The following is a 14,952-nucleotide window of genomic DNA, read 5'->3' as shown; positions in this document are numbered from 1 at the left end:
CGTGTTACTCCACCAGAAATGAGTTGGTAGCATGTATATTACTTCAAGGGAAAAATCAATCATAGAATTGATCATAAAAACGTCTGGAAAACATACAGCCTTATCCATTGCGACACAATTGAATGTTAGTGTCCGGACTGTTCAACGTGATCTGAAGTCCATAGAAAAAATCCTGCAATCATTTGAGTTGCATTTAACACGCAATACACATGAGGGACTGACCATCGACGGGAAGAATGAACAAGTCTTTCGGCTTGTACAGCACCTGATGGGCAATCATCCAATCGATCAAACGCCTCAAGAAAGAAAGTTGCATCTCCTTTTAGCTTTACTGCAAGAAGAATCATATAAAACTCAAGTTCTTGCGGGGGATCTCGGTATAAGCATAACGACTCTTACAACCTATTTGGACGAACTGACTGAATGGTTAAAGAATTTTAATATCGTGATTACGAGAAAAAGGGGAGTGGGAATAGAGCTTGCCGGCACTGAAGAAAATAAACGGAAAGCCCAGGCCGCCTATTTCCTGCACTTTTTTAATGAAGAGCTGATTGAAAGTTTATTTTTGTTGCAAGAAGGGAAATTTCCAGAGGCGAAAATCCTCGACTATTTCGATCCCGAATATCTTCTGGCTATCGATGGGGTGCTGAACTCAACGTTTAACAGTGTTCATTCCCGTTTGGCGGATAGCGGGTATATAGGGTTAATTGTACATATTTATGTAACCCTGCAAAGGAATGAAAGCCAATTTTTTTTGGAGAAGGACTTCAAGAAAATAAGCGAACTTTCCGATGAGAATAATCTCATGAATAAAATAGGCAAGGAACTAAGCGCCATGCTGGAAGTCTCTTTTACCATCGATGATATAAGCTACCTGGCTGCCATCCTGAAAGGTTCCAAGCTTCATGCAGCGGATGCCGTTCCATATGACAGTGTGTTGCTTGGCCAACTGATAAGAAGCCTGATAAAAGATGTTTCGGCACAATTGCAAATCGATTTGACCAAGGATTTCCCCTTGTATCAAGGGCTCCTTGCCCATATGGAACCATCGCTTTTCCGGATCAAACAGGAAATGGGATTGTACAATCCCTTAACCGAAGACATTAAAAGAAAGTATCCGGTTCTCTTTTTGGCAGTAAAGACCAGTCTGGAAAAGGGATTCAAAGAAATAAAAGAATTTCCTGAAGATGAAATAGCCTTCATCGTCCTGCATTTCGGATCTGCATTAGTGCTGCGGGAGGAAGAAATATCAATAAGGGCACTCATCGTTTGCCCGACAGGTATCGGCACGTCGAAAATGCTTGCAAGCCGGATCAAAAAAGAAATCATCGAAATCGAGACTGTAGAAATCAAGACGATCAAAGACATCCAGCAGCAGGGCAGCCTGAAAAACTATGATGTGATCATTTCTACCGTCCGGCTTCCGTATATCGATAGTGATTATATTCTTGTATCCCCTCTTTTGAGTGAAGAGAATATATTGAACATCAGGAATTATTTAAGGAAGAATATTGAAAACTTCACGAAGAATAAGCGTTATGGCAGTCATTCAGCCCGTAAGGAAACCCTGGCCAAAAAAGAGGATGGCGAACTGAAAGAAGTACTGCAGGAATTGAAAGATGCCCAGCAGAGCATCGAGTCGATCATGGATAATTTCCGGTTTTATCGGCTGCCGCATCTGAAAGGGCATCCGGAAATCATCGAAGAAATGGTCAGGATGGCTGAAAATGAATCACTGCTAATCGGTGCGGATGATGTGGTCGGATCCTTAAACGAACGGGAAAAAAAAGGTGGTTTAGGCATTCCTGGCACTGGAATGGGCCTTTTCCATACGAGACACAAGAATGTGAAAAAACTGATATTCCAAGTGGCCCACCTGGAGGAATATCATCTGGTCAAAGGTATGGATGGAAATGACGTCCATATGAAAAATTTGCTGCTGATGCTGGCACCTGAGGAATTGAGTGTGAAGCAGCAGGAAATCGTCAGCTTAATAAGCTCAAGCTTAATTGAAAGCAATGAATCCATCATGATTTTTTCATCTTCGGACGAGGAAATGATTAACAGAAGGCTGGAAGCCATATTTTTGGACTATTTATATACTAACTTGATAAAGGGATGATTGTAATGAAACAAGCAGTACATTTCGGTGCAGGAAACATTGGAAGAGGATTTATCGGCGCACTCTTTTCACAGTCGGGATATCATGTGACTTTTGTGGACATAGCCGAACAAATCATCGATCAATTAAATGATAAAAAGCAATATCAAGTCAAACTGGCTACTGATCAACAAGAATCCGTAACCGTAGAAAATGTTTCGGGTTTAAACAGCTTAAAGCAGGAAGAGGAAATCATTAAAGCAATTTCCGAAGCAACCTACCTCACCACTGCCATCGGTCCCAATATTTTGCCTCATATCGCTCCTTTAATTGCAAAAGGATTAGCCTCAAGGGTGAAGGAAACCGATGAAAAACTATATGTGATCGCTTGTGAAAACCAAATATCGGCAACAGACCTTTTAGAAGGCTACATCCTAGAAAACCTGGATCAAGATACAAAAGAAAAACTTGCCGGAAAAGTATACTTCTTTAACTCAGCAGTCGATCGCATCGTTCCTATCCAAAATAACGAAGGATCACTCGATGTTTTGGTGGAACCTTATTATGAATGGGTCGTTGAAACGAATGAAAGCATTCCTGCCGTTGAAGGGATGACCATTGTAAAAGAACTCGCCCCGTTCATTGAGAGAAAACTGTTCACCGTTAATACAGGACATGCCGTCATAGCTTACCTCGGTTATCTCAAAAATAAAAAATCGACGATTGACCAATCATTGGAGGACGCGGGCATTGTAGAGCAAGTCAAGAATACCCTAGGGGAAACGGGCGCCTATTTAATAAAGCAATACGGTTTGGATGCAGATGAGCATCAGCAGTATATCGAAAAAATAATTAATCGATTTAAAAACTCCTACCTGAATGACTCGGTGAATAGAGTCGGTCGGTCACCTCTGCGCAAGCTCGGACCAAACGACCGCCTCGTCCGCCCTGCCGTAGAAGCTAAAAAAGCCGGACTTTCCTATACTAATCTGGCGAAAGCGATAGCCGCCGCTTTACTCTTTGATTTTAACGAAGATGATGAAGCCCTTAAACTGCAAGCGATGATCAAAGAACACGGTATAGCTACCGCACTTAAAGAAGTTAGCGGATTGGACGAAAATAGCGAAATAACCAAAGAAGTTATCAACCACTACAACAACTTGAAATAAAAGCCGAAAAACTCCTGAAAAATTTTTTCAGGAGTTTTTCTTAATCAAAAAGCGGATTATATATCCGCTGAAACTTAAAAAAATCTTGTAAACAGTAATCATTCCGTTTTATAATGAAAGGCAGTTTAAAGTATAAATCGTAATCATTTTGATTTGTTCGAAAGGAGCTTTTTAATGAGATTAGGTTTTACAAAATGTGGATTGGTGCAGTAAATCAAGAGTTAGGGGCAATTACTTAAGATTTTGCGGCTATTGCACGAGGTTTAGAGCCGTTACTCACGGGTTTAGAGCAATACTCGTGAAATTGGCGCAATTACTTGGAGTGATTACTCGTGAAATTGGTACAAATACTCGAGTTCGGAGTAAATACTCGTGAATTTGGGTCATTTACTCGTGAGTTTGGAGCAAATACTCGTGAGTTTGGAGCAAATACTCGTGAATTGGGCACAAATACTCGTGAGTTTGGAGCAAATACTCGTGAATTCGGAGAGCATTTACTCGTGAATTTGGCACAAATACTCGTGAATTTGGAGTAAATACTCGTGAATTAAGTTTATTCTCGAGGCATTACATAGTTTGATTTCGGATAAGCATTCGGCAATGCGTTGCCTGATTGTCATGATAGTAAAGCAAAGCTTCAATCTAAATCGTAATTAATACGATTTATATTGAAGCCGAAAAAAATAGTTGAGGTAATGGAGGAATTCTATCGTGTTCAGAAAAAGTAAATTGATTCTTATAGTATGTTTATCGGTTTTTCTTTTGGCTGCTTGTTCCACAGAGTCTGCGAATGATGAAGTGGAAGGGGAGAAGGAAGTGAACTTGCTTTTTAATTTTGCGACTAGCTCGCTTGATCCGAATGTTGATACTAGTTATGTGTCACTAAGGGCTGGAATCACTGAGACATTGGTGCATCTCAATGATGAGGATTTGACCATCGAACCTTGGCTGGCGAAAAGCTGGGATAGCAAGGATGGTCAGCTATGGAATTTTGAGTTAAGGGAGGGTGTGACTTTTCAGAATGGAAAGAAAATGGATGGCAAAGCGGTGAAGGCTTCCTTGGAGAGGGCGATGAAGGATAGTCCGGCGATCAAGAATGCTTTGCGGATTGAATCGATTGAAGCGGACGGGAATGCGCTGACCATCATGACGGAGGTTCCCTTTCCTGAGTTCCCTTCTGAATTGGTCCATCCTAATACATCGATTATTGACGTGAAGGAAAGTGACTATATAAACAAGCCGATAGGAACAGGGCCATTTGCCGTTTCGAAATTCATGCCTGGTACGGCTGTTGATTTAATACGGTATGAGTCTTACTGGGATGGAGCCGCAAAGCTTGAGAGAGCCAGGTTTTCGTTTAATGAAGATGCCAATGCACGGTCCCTCGCCCTTGAATCGGGAGATGCCGATATTGTTTTCCGTCCGGAAGTGGAAGGCCTGGAAAATTTAGAGGCGATAGATGGTGTGAAGGTTGAATCGACATCCACTTTCCGCGTACATCAAATGACGATGAATTTGGAACGTGAAGCCCTGCAGGACATACACGTCCGAAAGGCGATAGATGCCTTGATCGACCGTTCTTCCATTGCTGATACGATTTTACAAGGACATGCAGAAGTGGCAACAGGACCATTTCCGTCCACTTTCTCTTTTGCTCCGGACTATCCGAAAAAAGAGAATGGAATGGAAGCTGCTAAAGGGTTCCTTGATCAGGCGGGATATAAAAAAGTAGATGGTGTCATGCAAAAAGACGGCAAACCGTTAACGTTTACACTTCTTACATACAGTTCACGTGCCGACCTGCCGTTAATTGCCCAAGTTTTTCAATCGGATGCGGGCCAGTTGGGGATTGATGTGAAAATCAAGCAAATAGAAATCCCTGAAGAGTATATGGCGGCCAATCGCGATTGGGATTTAACGACCTACAGCAATTTAACGGCTCCGCGCGGGGATGCCGGCTATTATTTAAATGCTACTTATCATCCAAAGGGAGCCTTGAACTTCAGTGGAACCGATGATGATCACCTGACGTCCCTGATTGATAAGCTGAATGTAACGGTCGAGCAGGATAAGCGTTCGGATTTAGCTGAGGATATTGCGATGTATGTGGATGGACAGGTGTATAATTCTTTCATTTTACATCCGAATACACTTGTTGCTTATGATGCCGATAGAGTTAAAAACTGGATCACTTCGAGAAGTGAATACTACATGCTGACGAATGAACTGGATGTGAAGTGAATGTTCCGCATCTTAGTCCGTCGATTCATCGAGGTCGTGATTTTTGTCCTTGTGATTACATTCATCTCTTTCCTTTTTGTTCGGCTTGCTCCAGGGGACCCGGTCCTCTCGATACTTCAAGTGGATGATGTGTCGATCACAAACGAGCAAGTCAATGAGCTTCGCGAAGAATTGGGGTTCAATGATCCGCTGTTAGTGCAGTATGGCGATTGGTTTGCGGATTTTATCCAATTGGATTTCGGTAATTCCTATCTGACGAACCAGCCTGTGATGGAGATGATCATGAGCGGTCTGCCTGCAACACTTGAGCTGGCGGTCGGCGCATTGCTTGTGATTTTTGGTATAGCCATTCCATTAGGTTCGCTTGCTGCCTTGTACAGGGGAAGCTGGATTGATCAGATTAGCCGCGCCGTTTCTTTGTTGGGCGCAGCCATTCCTAGCTTTTGGCTGGGGCTGCTCTTGATGGATTTATTTGCGGTACGATGGGGGGCCCTTCCAACAATGGGCAGGGACGGATTTCGTTCTTTGATTCTGCCGTCAGTCACGTTGGGGCTTGCCATCACAAGTGTGTACGTCCGTTTGCTGCGTTCGAGTTTGATAGATTCCCTCAGTTATGATTTCATCAGGGCTGCCCGATCAAGGGGGATTTCAGAAATGCGGATATTCTTTGCCCATGCATTTCGTTATAGCCTGCCCCCGGTCATTACCGTATTCGGTATCAGCCTTGGCAGCCTGATCGGCGGTGTAGTGGTGATCGAAGTGATTTTTGCCTATCCAGGCATAGGTAAGATGGTCGTGGACTCGATTCGGTCACGGGATTATCCAGTCATTCAAGGGTACTTGTTGGTCATGGCCATCATTGTATTCATCGTTAATAGTGCCGTGGATTTATCTTATCGCTATTTAAATCCGGAGCTAAGGCTGAAGGAAAGGAAGCATGGAAAATGGAGTTAGTTATCAAAAAAAGATCCAAAAGGCGCTGGAGAATGACCGTCCTTTTTACGGTGATGGCTACAGTCCTTGCCGTTGCGGCATACACCTTTCTTGTTCTGAAACATGATCCGGCACTGGTCAATCTGGGAGAAAGGCTATGGCCGGCGAGCGTGGAACATCCGCTAGGGACGGATCATCTAGGTCGTGATGTATTGACACGTCTTCTGCTTGGCGCACGGCTGACGGTTGGCTACGGTCTTTTATCTCTGTTTGCCGCTGTTATCATCGGCGTCCCGTTCGGGGTGGTTGCCGGTTTTAAAGGAGGTCTGATCGATCGGATCTTCATGCGCATTGCAGACGCATTTCTCGCCTTCCCTGATACGATCGTTGCCATTGTGCTTAGTGGCTTATTAGGACCAGGAATTGAAAATCTCCTGTTGGCGATCGTTCTAGTGAAATGGGTGAATTATGCCAGGCTTGTGCGAAGTACTGTGATCACCGAACGTCGGAAGGATTATGTCACAGCTGCTACAATCAATGGATTAAGTCCATTTGGGATTATGCGGAAGCATATATTTCCGCACATTATCGGGAACGTGCTTGTATTGGCTAGCCTTGATTTAGGAAAAATCATTTTGCTCATATCTTCCTTATCGTATATCGGGCTCGGTGCGCAGCCGCCGGCACCAGAGTGGGGTGCCATGCTGAATGATGCCCGTCCATACTTTCAGTCCAATATGATGCTGATGATTTACCCGGGGCTCGCCATCGTATTTGTCGTCCTTCTATCCAACATACTCGGTGATTATTTACGCGATGCATTCGATGTGAAAAAGGAGGTGGAATCATGAGCATTTTATCCTTGAGGCAGCTAAATATCATGGGAAAGCAACGTCATATCGTCAAGGATCTTTCGTTAGATGTGCAGGAAGGTGAGTGGTCCGCACTTGTCGGACAAAGCGGGAGCGGCAAAAGCATGACGGCCATGGCCATATGTCAGCTGCTTGCACCCAATCTCCAAGCGAAGGGGGAAATATGGTACGGGGAAAAAAATCTTTTAACGCTATCTTCCTCTGAAATCAGGAAGATTCGCGGAAAGCGCCTGGCTTATATTTTTCAAGATTACCAGGGCTCATTCACACCGTTCCTCACTATCGGCCAACATTTCGACGAATATCAGCGAACACATTTGAACCTTTCCAAAAAGGCAAGGAGACAGCAAGCGGTAAAGGCGCTCATATCGGTGGGCTTGAATGAAGATATCTACGGCAGATACCCTTTTCAATTAAGCGGTGGGCAGCTTCAGCGTGTATCCATTTCGATAGCCTTGCTGCTTGAACCGGATATTTTGATAGCGGATGAACCGACCACAGCCTTGGACAGTGTATCTTCCTTTAAGGTCTTAAAGCTGTTATCAAGGCTCCAAAAAGAAACCGGATGTGCGGTCTTATTCATCACCCATGATTTACGTCATGTCAAGAAGTATGCGGATCGCATTGCGGTCATGAAAGACGGGGCCATCATTGAGACCGGTGATAAAAATCAGGTATTGAATCATCCGCAGCATGCATATACGAATAAACTGATTCAATCATCTCCATCATTGAGCAGAATTCCATTTGAGATTGAAGGAGTGTCAGGATGACGTTATTAGAAGTGCAAAATGTCCATAAAAGCTATGATAACGGAGTGGAAATACTAAGGAACGTGAATTTCAGCATCGAAAGGAAGGAATGCCTCGGGTTAGTGGGCGAGAGCGGCTGCGGAAAAAGCACACTGGCAAGGCTCATCCTTCAGATTGAATCCTTTGACCAGGGCAGCATCCTATTTGAAGGAACCGCGCTGCAAAACAAAAGCGAACGCAGTTTAAAACCGTATCGCAAGTACATCCAAGCCGTTTTGCAAAATCCTGCATCGGCCTTGAATCCAAAACTAAGGATAAAAGATTCACTGATGGATCCATATCTTCAATTTGGCAGCCAGGTCAATATGAAACATTTTACGTATATAAGTGAAGCGAACTATATCGGACAGCTGCTGGAAACCGTGGAGCTCCCAAAGAGTCTTGCTGAACGTTATCCGCATGAGCTAAGCGGCGGACAAAAGCAGCGGGTGACCATTGCACGCGCGATCAGCATTGAACCGGCCCTCATTATATTGGATGAACCGACTTCAAGCCTGGACGTTCTGTCACAAGCAGCGGTGCTGAAATTGTTAAGGGGGCTGCAGGAGACTTTGGACATTTCCTACCTTTTCATTTCTCATGATCTTTCGGCTGTACAGGAGATGAGCCAACGGATCATGGTGATGAAAGGGGGTGCTATTGTGGATTCTTTCGAAAACGAACAGCTTTTTTGCAGCGATCGCCATTCATACACAAAAGAACTGATTTCGATGTTTGAATAATGAGGTTTCGGGATTTAAATCGTAATGGTTTCGATTAAAGTGAAGTTTGACTCTTAAGGAGGAAGTAAGGTGAACCATCGATCATATTTGGCCATGGCCATTCCACTGACCATATCGACGATAACGACGCCATTGATCGGTGCTGTGGACACCGCTGTTGTGGGTCAGTTGCCAACCCCCGCTTATTTGGGAGGCGTAGCCATAGGTACGGTCATTTTCAATACCTTATATTGGCTGTTTGGTTTTTTGCGGGTGAGCACTTCAGGGTTCGCTGCACAAGCACTCGGGGCAAACGATGGGAAGCAAGGCATTTTAGCCTTTTTAAGGCCGTTTATACTGGCGATTGTTGCAGGGGTAGGTTTCATCCTGCTTCAGGAGCCAATTGAACATGTTTCCTTAACATTGATGAATCCCGATGCTGACGTCCGAGGATATGCGGCTGAATACTTCAACATTCGAATATGGGGAATCCCATTCACTTTGATGAATTACGTCATATTGGGATGGCTGATGGGGATGTCCAAGATCAAGGTTTCGCTAGTTTTACAGGTGCTCATGAACCTGATGAACATTGCCCTGGATTTGCTATTTGTTCATGGATTCGCATGGGGTGTGCAAGGGGTAGCGATAGCGACTCTTTTTTCGGAAGTGACGGCCTTCTTCATTGGACTGATCATTATTGTGAAAGCGTCGCTGCATCGAATGGAAATGCCACCTTTGAAAGAGATGTTCGATCCTTCATCCATTAAGAAAATGATGTCGGTGAATCGGGATTTATTCATCAGGACGCTTTGCCTGTTGGCCGTTTTTAATATTTTCACGGCAATGAGTGCCTCATATGGAACGGAGATATTGGCGGCGAATGCAGTACTCATCCAAATTCACTATCTGATGGCTTACTTCTTTGACGGGCTCGCAAATGCTTCAAGCATTCTTGTGGGAAAAGCGATTGGTGCGGGAGATAAGCCCTTATATAAGAAGACCCTGATCCTTTCGTTGCAGTGGGGTGTTCTGTTCTCCCTGATGATTGCTGTCAGTTATTATTTATGCGGTGATACCATCCTATCACTTTTCACACGGATGCCAAGTGTCATTGAGCTGGCTAACATTTATGAGATCTGGCTTATTTTATTCCCTCTATCTGCTAGTGTAGGCATCGTTTTCTACGGTATTTTTACTGGGGCAACAGAAGCTGCCTCTATTCGTAACTCGATGATCTATTCCTTGATTGCCTTCTTGATAACACTTTATATTTTTGTACCGGCATATCAAAACCATGCATTATGGCTGGCCTTTACTGTATTCAGCCTAGGACGCTCGGTATTTTTGGCTTTTTATATACCACGGTTAAGCAAAAAATTATTTCCTAATAGGAGTGTGCGCCTTGAAAACGATCAAATGGTCTAGAAACCAGGAAAAAATCATTCATACATATATGGATACTTATAAAATTTTACTAAAAGAAGATGATTTATCACCAAATAACGAAATCATCAATCGCGTTTTAACCGAACTGGTTTCGATGATTTCGATACCGTTGGATCAGCATGTGGCAGAAGAAATTCTCAACCATGATGAAATCCGGTCGATTCGGGATACGATGCTTGAAAAGCTGACGATTGCTGAAACATTGATGGAGAATCATTATGCAAAATTATTTGTTGGCAGTGTGAACACCCTTGATGACTTCCGTTCTTTCATTTATTGGGATAACTACAAAGAACTGATTCAAACGGAGATCAGTGAATTGAAAAAGGTGAAAAATGGTATTCAATCATTCGCATTTGTAGGGACGGGTCCTTTGCCATTAAGTCCATTGCTGCTTCAACGGGAGTTGGGTGCGAAAATGACATGTCTCGATATAGATGAACAAGCCCATTCACTTGGCAGGCGCATTGTCCACGAACTGGATGTCGAAGGGAATTCAGACTATATACTGATTGATGGCGCCCTTCATGACTACACGGAGTTCGATCTTGTATGGATTGCCAGCCTGGTTCCCAATAAAGAAGAAATACTGGAACGGATATTTCGGACGAACCCTGGCGCAACCGTCGCAATAAGGTCGGTTGACGGCATTCATCGATTATTATATGAGCCCGTTGATGCGACAAAGTTCAGTAAAGTGGCATGTGAGGAAGTCGGAAGAACGATTGCGGATTCTTTCATCATCAATTCAACCATTTATTACACATTTAAATAGTGACATCATGGAACGAGTTGCTCCGGCAATTCGTTTTCTTTTGAGAAAAAGATATTCCTATAAACTTACTTGACATTACAAACTTATTAAAATATAATAACTTACATAAAGTAACTAACAAAAGGAGAATTCATACATGAATAAAAATGATGCAGGTCAAGTTTTTTTAAGGGTGATTTTAGGTCTTACTTTTTTCATTCACGGTGTTTCAAAGTTTCAAGGGGGCATAGGGAATACAGCTGGATTCTTCGATAGTCTTGGCATTCCTGGCTTCATGGCATACATCGTTGCAATAATCGAATTGATCGGTGGAATTGCGGTTATACTGGGTTTGGGAACACGAATCGTTTCCGTCCTATTTGCGGTCATTATGGCGGGGGCGATCTTCACGGCAAAATTACCTGCCGGCTTTCTTGGAAACGGGCAAGCGGCAGGCTATGAACTGGACTTGGCGCTGCTGGCCATGTCTGTCTATCTAGTGTGTGCAAACCGTACGGTTCTTTCTTTGGATCATGTGATTTTCAATAAAAAAGGGAAGTGATAATATGGATAAAAATTTTCATCAAAAACCAATTACTTTTGTTGGCGAAGTCAGTATAAATGTATTGGATTTGAATAAGGCCATTTTGTTTTATCAAGAAATCTTCGGTCTTCAAGTATTGAAGAAATCCGACCGGCTAGCTGTTTTAACGACAGACGGAAAAACCCCGTTGCTGACACTTGAGCAGCCTGTGGATGTGATTCCGAAAGAAGGGCGGACTACGGGCTTATATCACTTTGCCCTTTTGCTGCCAAGCCGTGCCGACTTATCGATTTTTTTACGCCATTTACTTCAAACGAAATATCCATTTGGAGCGGCGGATCATGAAGTGAGTGAAGCGCTGTACATTACCGATCCGGATGGAAATGGCATTGAAGTATACTCTGACAGACCATCCACTGATTGGAGATGGGCCAGTGGGGAAGTCGCTATGGGCACAGATCCGTTGGATGGGAATGACCTTCTGGAAGAAGGCGATGGTGAGTGGAGCAAACTTCCTGCGGGTACTTTAATGGGGCATATACATCTGCATGTAGCGGATTTACGTAAAACGGAGGAGTTTTACATGCAGGGTCTTGGGTTTACCGTTGTGAATCGATATGGAGGAGCGCTCTTTACTTCAACCGGCGGATATCATCATCATATCGGGCTGAACACTTGGAATGGCGTGGGCGCTCCTGCTCCAAAGGAAAATAGTGTGGGACTGAACTGGTATACTCTTGTTTTTGCAGATGAAGATGCGAGAAACAAAGTAACGGAGCAATTACAAGGAATTGGGGCTGTCGTAACGGAAAAAGAAGGGTTTTTCGCTGTAACAGATCCATCTGGCAATAAGATTCATTTAGTCGTCTAATTTAAAAGCAGAAAGCAAGGGTGAGGATAATGGGATTCTTAAGTAAATTATTTGGAAATAAAGAAACCGCGGCAGGGGAGAATGGAGAAATGACAAAAGTATTATTCGTTAAAGTGAATGATCGTCCAGCAGATCAGGCAATCAGCTCGAAAATGTATGATACATTCTTAAAAGCATATAAAGAGACACACCTTACAGATGAAGTGACCGAGCTGGATTTATTTAAAGAAGAACTTCCGTACTATGGAAATACGGCGATAACCGGGTTGTATAAACGCAACCAAGGTCTTGAACTGACATCCGAAGAGGAAAAGGCGGCAGAACTGGTTGACCAATATTTAAATCAATTCCTGTCCATGGATAAAGTGGTATTCGCTTTCCCTCTATGGAACTCAACGGTTCCTGCACCGCTAATCACATACCTTTCCTATTTGGCACAAGCCGGTAAAATGTTCAATTATACGGCGGAAGGTCCTGTCGGGTATGCTGGTGATAAAAAAGTCATGCTATTGAATGCCCGCGGTTCTGATTATGCATTGGAAGGAATGGCTTCTGCTGAAATGGCCGTGAATTTAGTGAAAAATATCATTGGCCTATGGGGAATCAACAATCCGGAGGTCGTGGTCATTGAAGGCCATAATCAGTATCCGGACCGGACACAAGAAATCATCGCGGATGGTTTGGAAAACGTTACAAAAGCGGCTGAAACATTCTGATTGCAAGTCGAATGAATAGCAGGCAAAGAAGGCCCTCCATCATAATGGGGGCCTTTTTTGTGCGGGAATGATGTTATTTGACCTGATACTTTTTCAAGCGGTATTGAAGGCTTTGGCGGCTTATATTCAATGCCTTGGCAGCTTGGGAGATATTCATGCCATGTTCTTTCAAGATTTTCTCCAAATATTGCTTTTCAGTATTGGCAATATAATCATCAAGAGATAAGGTCGACTCTTGTAAATCTCCAATTGCATGATTCTCTTTTTTTTCGGGATGAATGTCTTCCAAATGGGCTTTCTTCCTAAATAGCGTCGGAAGGTGGGTGATGGCAATCTTTGTATCGCCAGGTTCCATTAAATTCATGGCCCCCTCAATGATATGTTCAAGTTCCCTTACGTTCCCGGGCCAGTCGTAATCATAAAAAAGCGAGTAGACCTCTTCACTGATCCCTTCAATATTCAATTCGAACAGCGCATTGAATTTCTCGATGAAGGATTGCGCCAGCAAGGGAATATCCTCTTTCCGTTCACGAAGAGGCGGGATGAATAACGAAACGACACTTAATCGATAATATAAATCCTTTCGTAAATGATCATTTGCAATGGCATCTATTGGATCTTCATTTATCGTTGCTATGACCCGTACGTCAATTTTTTTATCTTTTGTATCCCCAACGCGGCGAATCGTCCTTTCTTGAAGGGCCCTTAATAATTTCGCCTGCATATTCGGATTTAAGGAATTGATTTCATCAAGAAGGATGGTCCCGCCTTGTGCCTGTTCGAATAAACCTGGCCTTTCAATCGATCCGGTGAAGGCCCCTTTCTTCGTACCAAAAAGAATTCCTTCAATAAGACTATCTGGCAGGGCAGCACAGTTTTGGCTGATGAAAGGATGTGTCGAACGGCTGCTGCCATTATGGATGCTTTGGGCAAAGAGTTCTTTTCCCGTTCCCGTCTCCCCGACAATGAGGATGGAGGATGCCGTCCTGGTCGAACGCTTGCTTTTTTCAATGACTTCCAAGAAATTCTCACTCGTTCCGATGATGCTGTCAAACGTATATTTCGTATCGCCTTTATTCAGGATATTATCTTTAATGATTCTTTCAAGATTCGTTATATCCTTTGCCACTTCAATGGCTCCGATGATATTTTGATTCTGGTCCAAAATCGGAAATGTATTATTGATTGTTGTAATTTCCTGTCCGAGATTATTGAAGTAGGTCTGCTTCGAGTTTTCGGTTTTCCTTCCAGAATGAAGCGCCCGTATTAATGTGCTCTCCGTTTCTTCCTTGAATTTAAAGATCTCGTGAATCTTTTTCCCTAATACCTCTTCCGAATCCATGCCTTCTATTTCAGCCATTTTCTTGTTATATATAATGGTCCGCCCTTTTATATCGATTATATGTAACCCGATATCGATTACGTCCACTAGTGAGTGGAGGATGGTTTGGAAACCTTCTATTTTAATGATTTGATCTAAATGCATGAATGCCTCCCGTTTTTCTTCTTTTCTTAGAGCTATTGTAGAGGAATTGTAGCAAAGGCGCAAATAAAATTTGCACAGCAAGAATATTTTGCATTGAAGTGCAAAAATATTTTGCGGAAAAAGTGAAAAAACGCTGTTTTTTATGGTTTTTCTAGTTGGCATGAATTTTGCATTAATAAAAAGTGTAAGGTTTAAGCGACAAAAAAGGGATTAGAGCAAAAAATAATGGCATACTATGTCAGTTTTGCCCCAAAAGTGCTGAATTTCATTGCATTTTAAAAGTAAAATCATTATTTTTTCAAA

14 protein-coding genes are annotated in these 14,952 nt (G+C 43.1%); 13 read left to right on the top strand and 1 reads right to left on the bottom strand.

Features of this window, described 5'->3' with window-relative positions:
- Nucleotides 1–31: 31 nt before the first annotated feature.
- The 13 genes from JNUCC41_RS02510 to JNUCC41_RS02450 all read left to right on the top strand — a co-directional run bounded on the left by JNUCC41_RS02510 (nt 32) and on the right by JNUCC41_RS02450 (nt 13,163).
- Nucleotides 32–2,122 (top strand): BglG family transcription antiterminator, encoded by a 2,091-nt coding sequence (locus tag JNUCC41_RS02510; RefSeq protein WP_192206227.1) that lies wholly within the window; start codon nt 32–34, stop codon nt 2,120–2,122.
- 5 nt (nt 2,123–2,127) lie between these two features.
- Nucleotides 2,128–3,270, top strand: coding sequence for a mannitol-1-phosphate 5-dehydrogenase (locus JNUCC41_RS02505; RefSeq protein ID WP_192206226.1), 1,143 nt, complete (start codon nt 2,128–2,130; stop codon nt 3,268–3,270).
- Between the two features lie 332 nt (nt 3,271–3,602).
- On the top strand, nt 3,603–3,806 hold the full coding sequence (locus tag JNUCC41_RS02500; protein WP_192206225.1) for a hypothetical protein: 204 nt from the start codon (nt 3,603–3,605) through the stop codon (nt 3,804–3,806).
- A gap of 175 nt (nt 3,807–3,981) precedes the next feature.
- Nucleotides 3,982–5,511, top strand: coding sequence for a nickel ABC transporter substrate-binding protein (gene nikA / locus JNUCC41_RS02495; RefSeq protein ID WP_192206224.1), 1,530 nt, complete (start codon nt 3,982–3,984; stop codon nt 5,509–5,511).
- Nucleotides 5,512–6,465, top strand: a complete 954-nt coding sequence (nikB, locus tag JNUCC41_RS02490; RefSeq protein ID WP_192206223.1) for a nickel ABC transporter permease — start codon at nt 5,512–5,514, stop codon at nt 6,463–6,465. It abuts the gene before it with no gap.
- Nucleotides 6,456–7,295 carry a nickel transporter permease gene (gene nikC, locus JNUCC41_RS02485; RefSeq protein WP_192206222.1) on the top strand — a complete coding sequence of 280 codons (840 nt, stop codon included), beginning with the start codon at nt 6,456–6,458 and terminating at the stop codon, nt 7,293–7,295. Before nikB ends, nikC begins: the two co-directional genes overlap by 10 nt.
- On the top strand, nt 7,292–8,089 hold the full coding sequence (locus tag JNUCC41_RS02480; RefSeq protein ID WP_192206221.1) for an ABC transporter ATP-binding protein: 798 nt from the start codon (nt 7,292–7,294) through the stop codon (nt 8,087–8,089). The genes nikC and JNUCC41_RS02480 overlap by 4 nt, the downstream gene beginning before the upstream one ends.
- Nucleotides 8,086–8,850, top strand: a complete 765-nt coding sequence (locus JNUCC41_RS02475) for an ABC transporter ATP-binding protein (RefSeq protein WP_192206220.1) — start codon at nt 8,086–8,088, stop codon at nt 8,848–8,850. The genes JNUCC41_RS02480 and JNUCC41_RS02475 overlap by 4 nt, the downstream gene beginning before the upstream one ends.
- 69 nt (nt 8,851–8,919) lie before the next feature.
- Complete coding sequence (locus JNUCC41_RS02470; RefSeq protein WP_192206219.1) at nt 8,920–10,257, top strand: MATE family efflux transporter; 1,338 nt, start codon at nt 8,920–8,922, stop codon at nt 10,255–10,257.
- Nucleotides 10,235–11,053, top strand: coding sequence for a nicotianamine synthase family protein (locus JNUCC41_RS02465; RefSeq protein WP_228467497.1), 819 nt, complete (start codon nt 10,235–10,237; stop codon nt 11,051–11,053). The genes JNUCC41_RS02470 and JNUCC41_RS02465 overlap by 23 nt, the downstream gene beginning before the upstream one ends.
- Before the next feature lie 136 nt (nt 11,054–11,189).
- Entirely contained in the window at nt 11,190–11,594 is a 405-nt protein-coding gene (locus tag JNUCC41_RS02460; protein WP_192206218.1) for a DoxX family protein, read from the top strand.
- Nucleotides 11,595–11,598: 4 nt separating this feature from the next.
- Nucleotides 11,599–12,447 carry a VOC family protein gene (locus JNUCC41_RS02455; protein WP_192206217.1) on the top strand — a complete coding sequence of 283 codons (849 nt, stop codon included), beginning with the start codon at nt 11,599–11,601 and terminating at the stop codon, nt 12,445–12,447.
- A gap of 29 nt (nt 12,448–12,476) precedes the next feature.
- A complete protein-coding gene (locus tag JNUCC41_RS02450; RefSeq protein WP_192206216.1) occupies nt 12,477–13,163 on the top strand; it encodes an FMN-dependent NADH-azoreductase in 687 nt (228 codons plus the stop codon).
- 73 nt (nt 13,164–13,236) lie between these two features.
- Here the strand turns inward: JNUCC41_RS02450 and JNUCC41_RS02445 are convergent, their stop codons facing one another.
- Nucleotides 13,237–14,634 carry a sigma-54 interaction domain-containing protein gene (locus JNUCC41_RS02445; protein ID WP_428834135.1) on the bottom strand — a complete coding sequence of 466 codons (1,398 nt, stop codon included), beginning with the start codon at nt 14,632–14,634 and terminating at the stop codon, nt 13,237–13,239.
- Between the last annotated feature and the right edge of the window lie 318 nt (nt 14,635–14,952).

Origin of the sequence: Brevibacillus sp. JNUCC-41, from assembly GCF_014844095.1 — a bacterium.
Classification (GTDB): domain Bacteria; phylum Bacillota; class Bacilli; order Bacillales; family DSM-1321; genus Peribacillus; species Peribacillus aracenensis.
This window is presented reverse-complemented; position numbering and strand designations above follow the sequence as displayed.

Bases quoted from the DNA above. Each gene is read 5' to 3' on its own strand.
- JNUCC41_RS02510 (WP_192206227.1), top strand. From the start codon at position 32: ATGTATATTACTTCAAGGGAAAAATCAATCATAGAATTGATCATAAAA.
- JNUCC41_RS02505 (WP_192206226.1), top strand. From the start codon at position 2,128: ATGAAACAAGCAGTACATTTCGGTGCAGGAAACATTGGAAGAGGATTT.
- nikB (WP_192206223.1), top strand. From the start codon at position 5,512: ATGTTCCGCATCTTAGTCCGTCGATTCATCGAGGTCGTGATTTTTGTC.
- nikC (WP_192206222.1), top strand. From the start codon at position 6,456: ATGGAGTTAGTTATCAAAAAAAGATCCAAAAGGCGCTGGAGAATGACC.
- JNUCC41_RS02480 (WP_192206221.1), top strand. From the start codon at position 7,292: ATGAGCATTTTATCCTTGAGGCAGCTAAATATCATGGGAAAGCAACGT.
- JNUCC41_RS02475 (WP_192206220.1), top strand. From the start codon at position 8,086: ATGACGTTATTAGAAGTGCAAAATGTCCATAAAAGCTATGATAACGGA.
- JNUCC41_RS02460 (WP_192206218.1), top strand. From the start codon at position 11,190: ATGAATAAAAATGATGCAGGTCAAGTTTTTTTAAGGGTGATTTTAGGT.
- JNUCC41_RS02455 (WP_192206217.1), top strand. From the start codon at position 11,599: ATGGATAAAAATTTTCATCAAAAACCAATTACTTTTGTTGGCGAAGTC.
- JNUCC41_RS02450 (WP_192206216.1), top strand. From the start codon at position 12,477: ATGGGATTCTTAAGTAAATTATTTGGAAATAAAGAAACCGCGGCAGGG.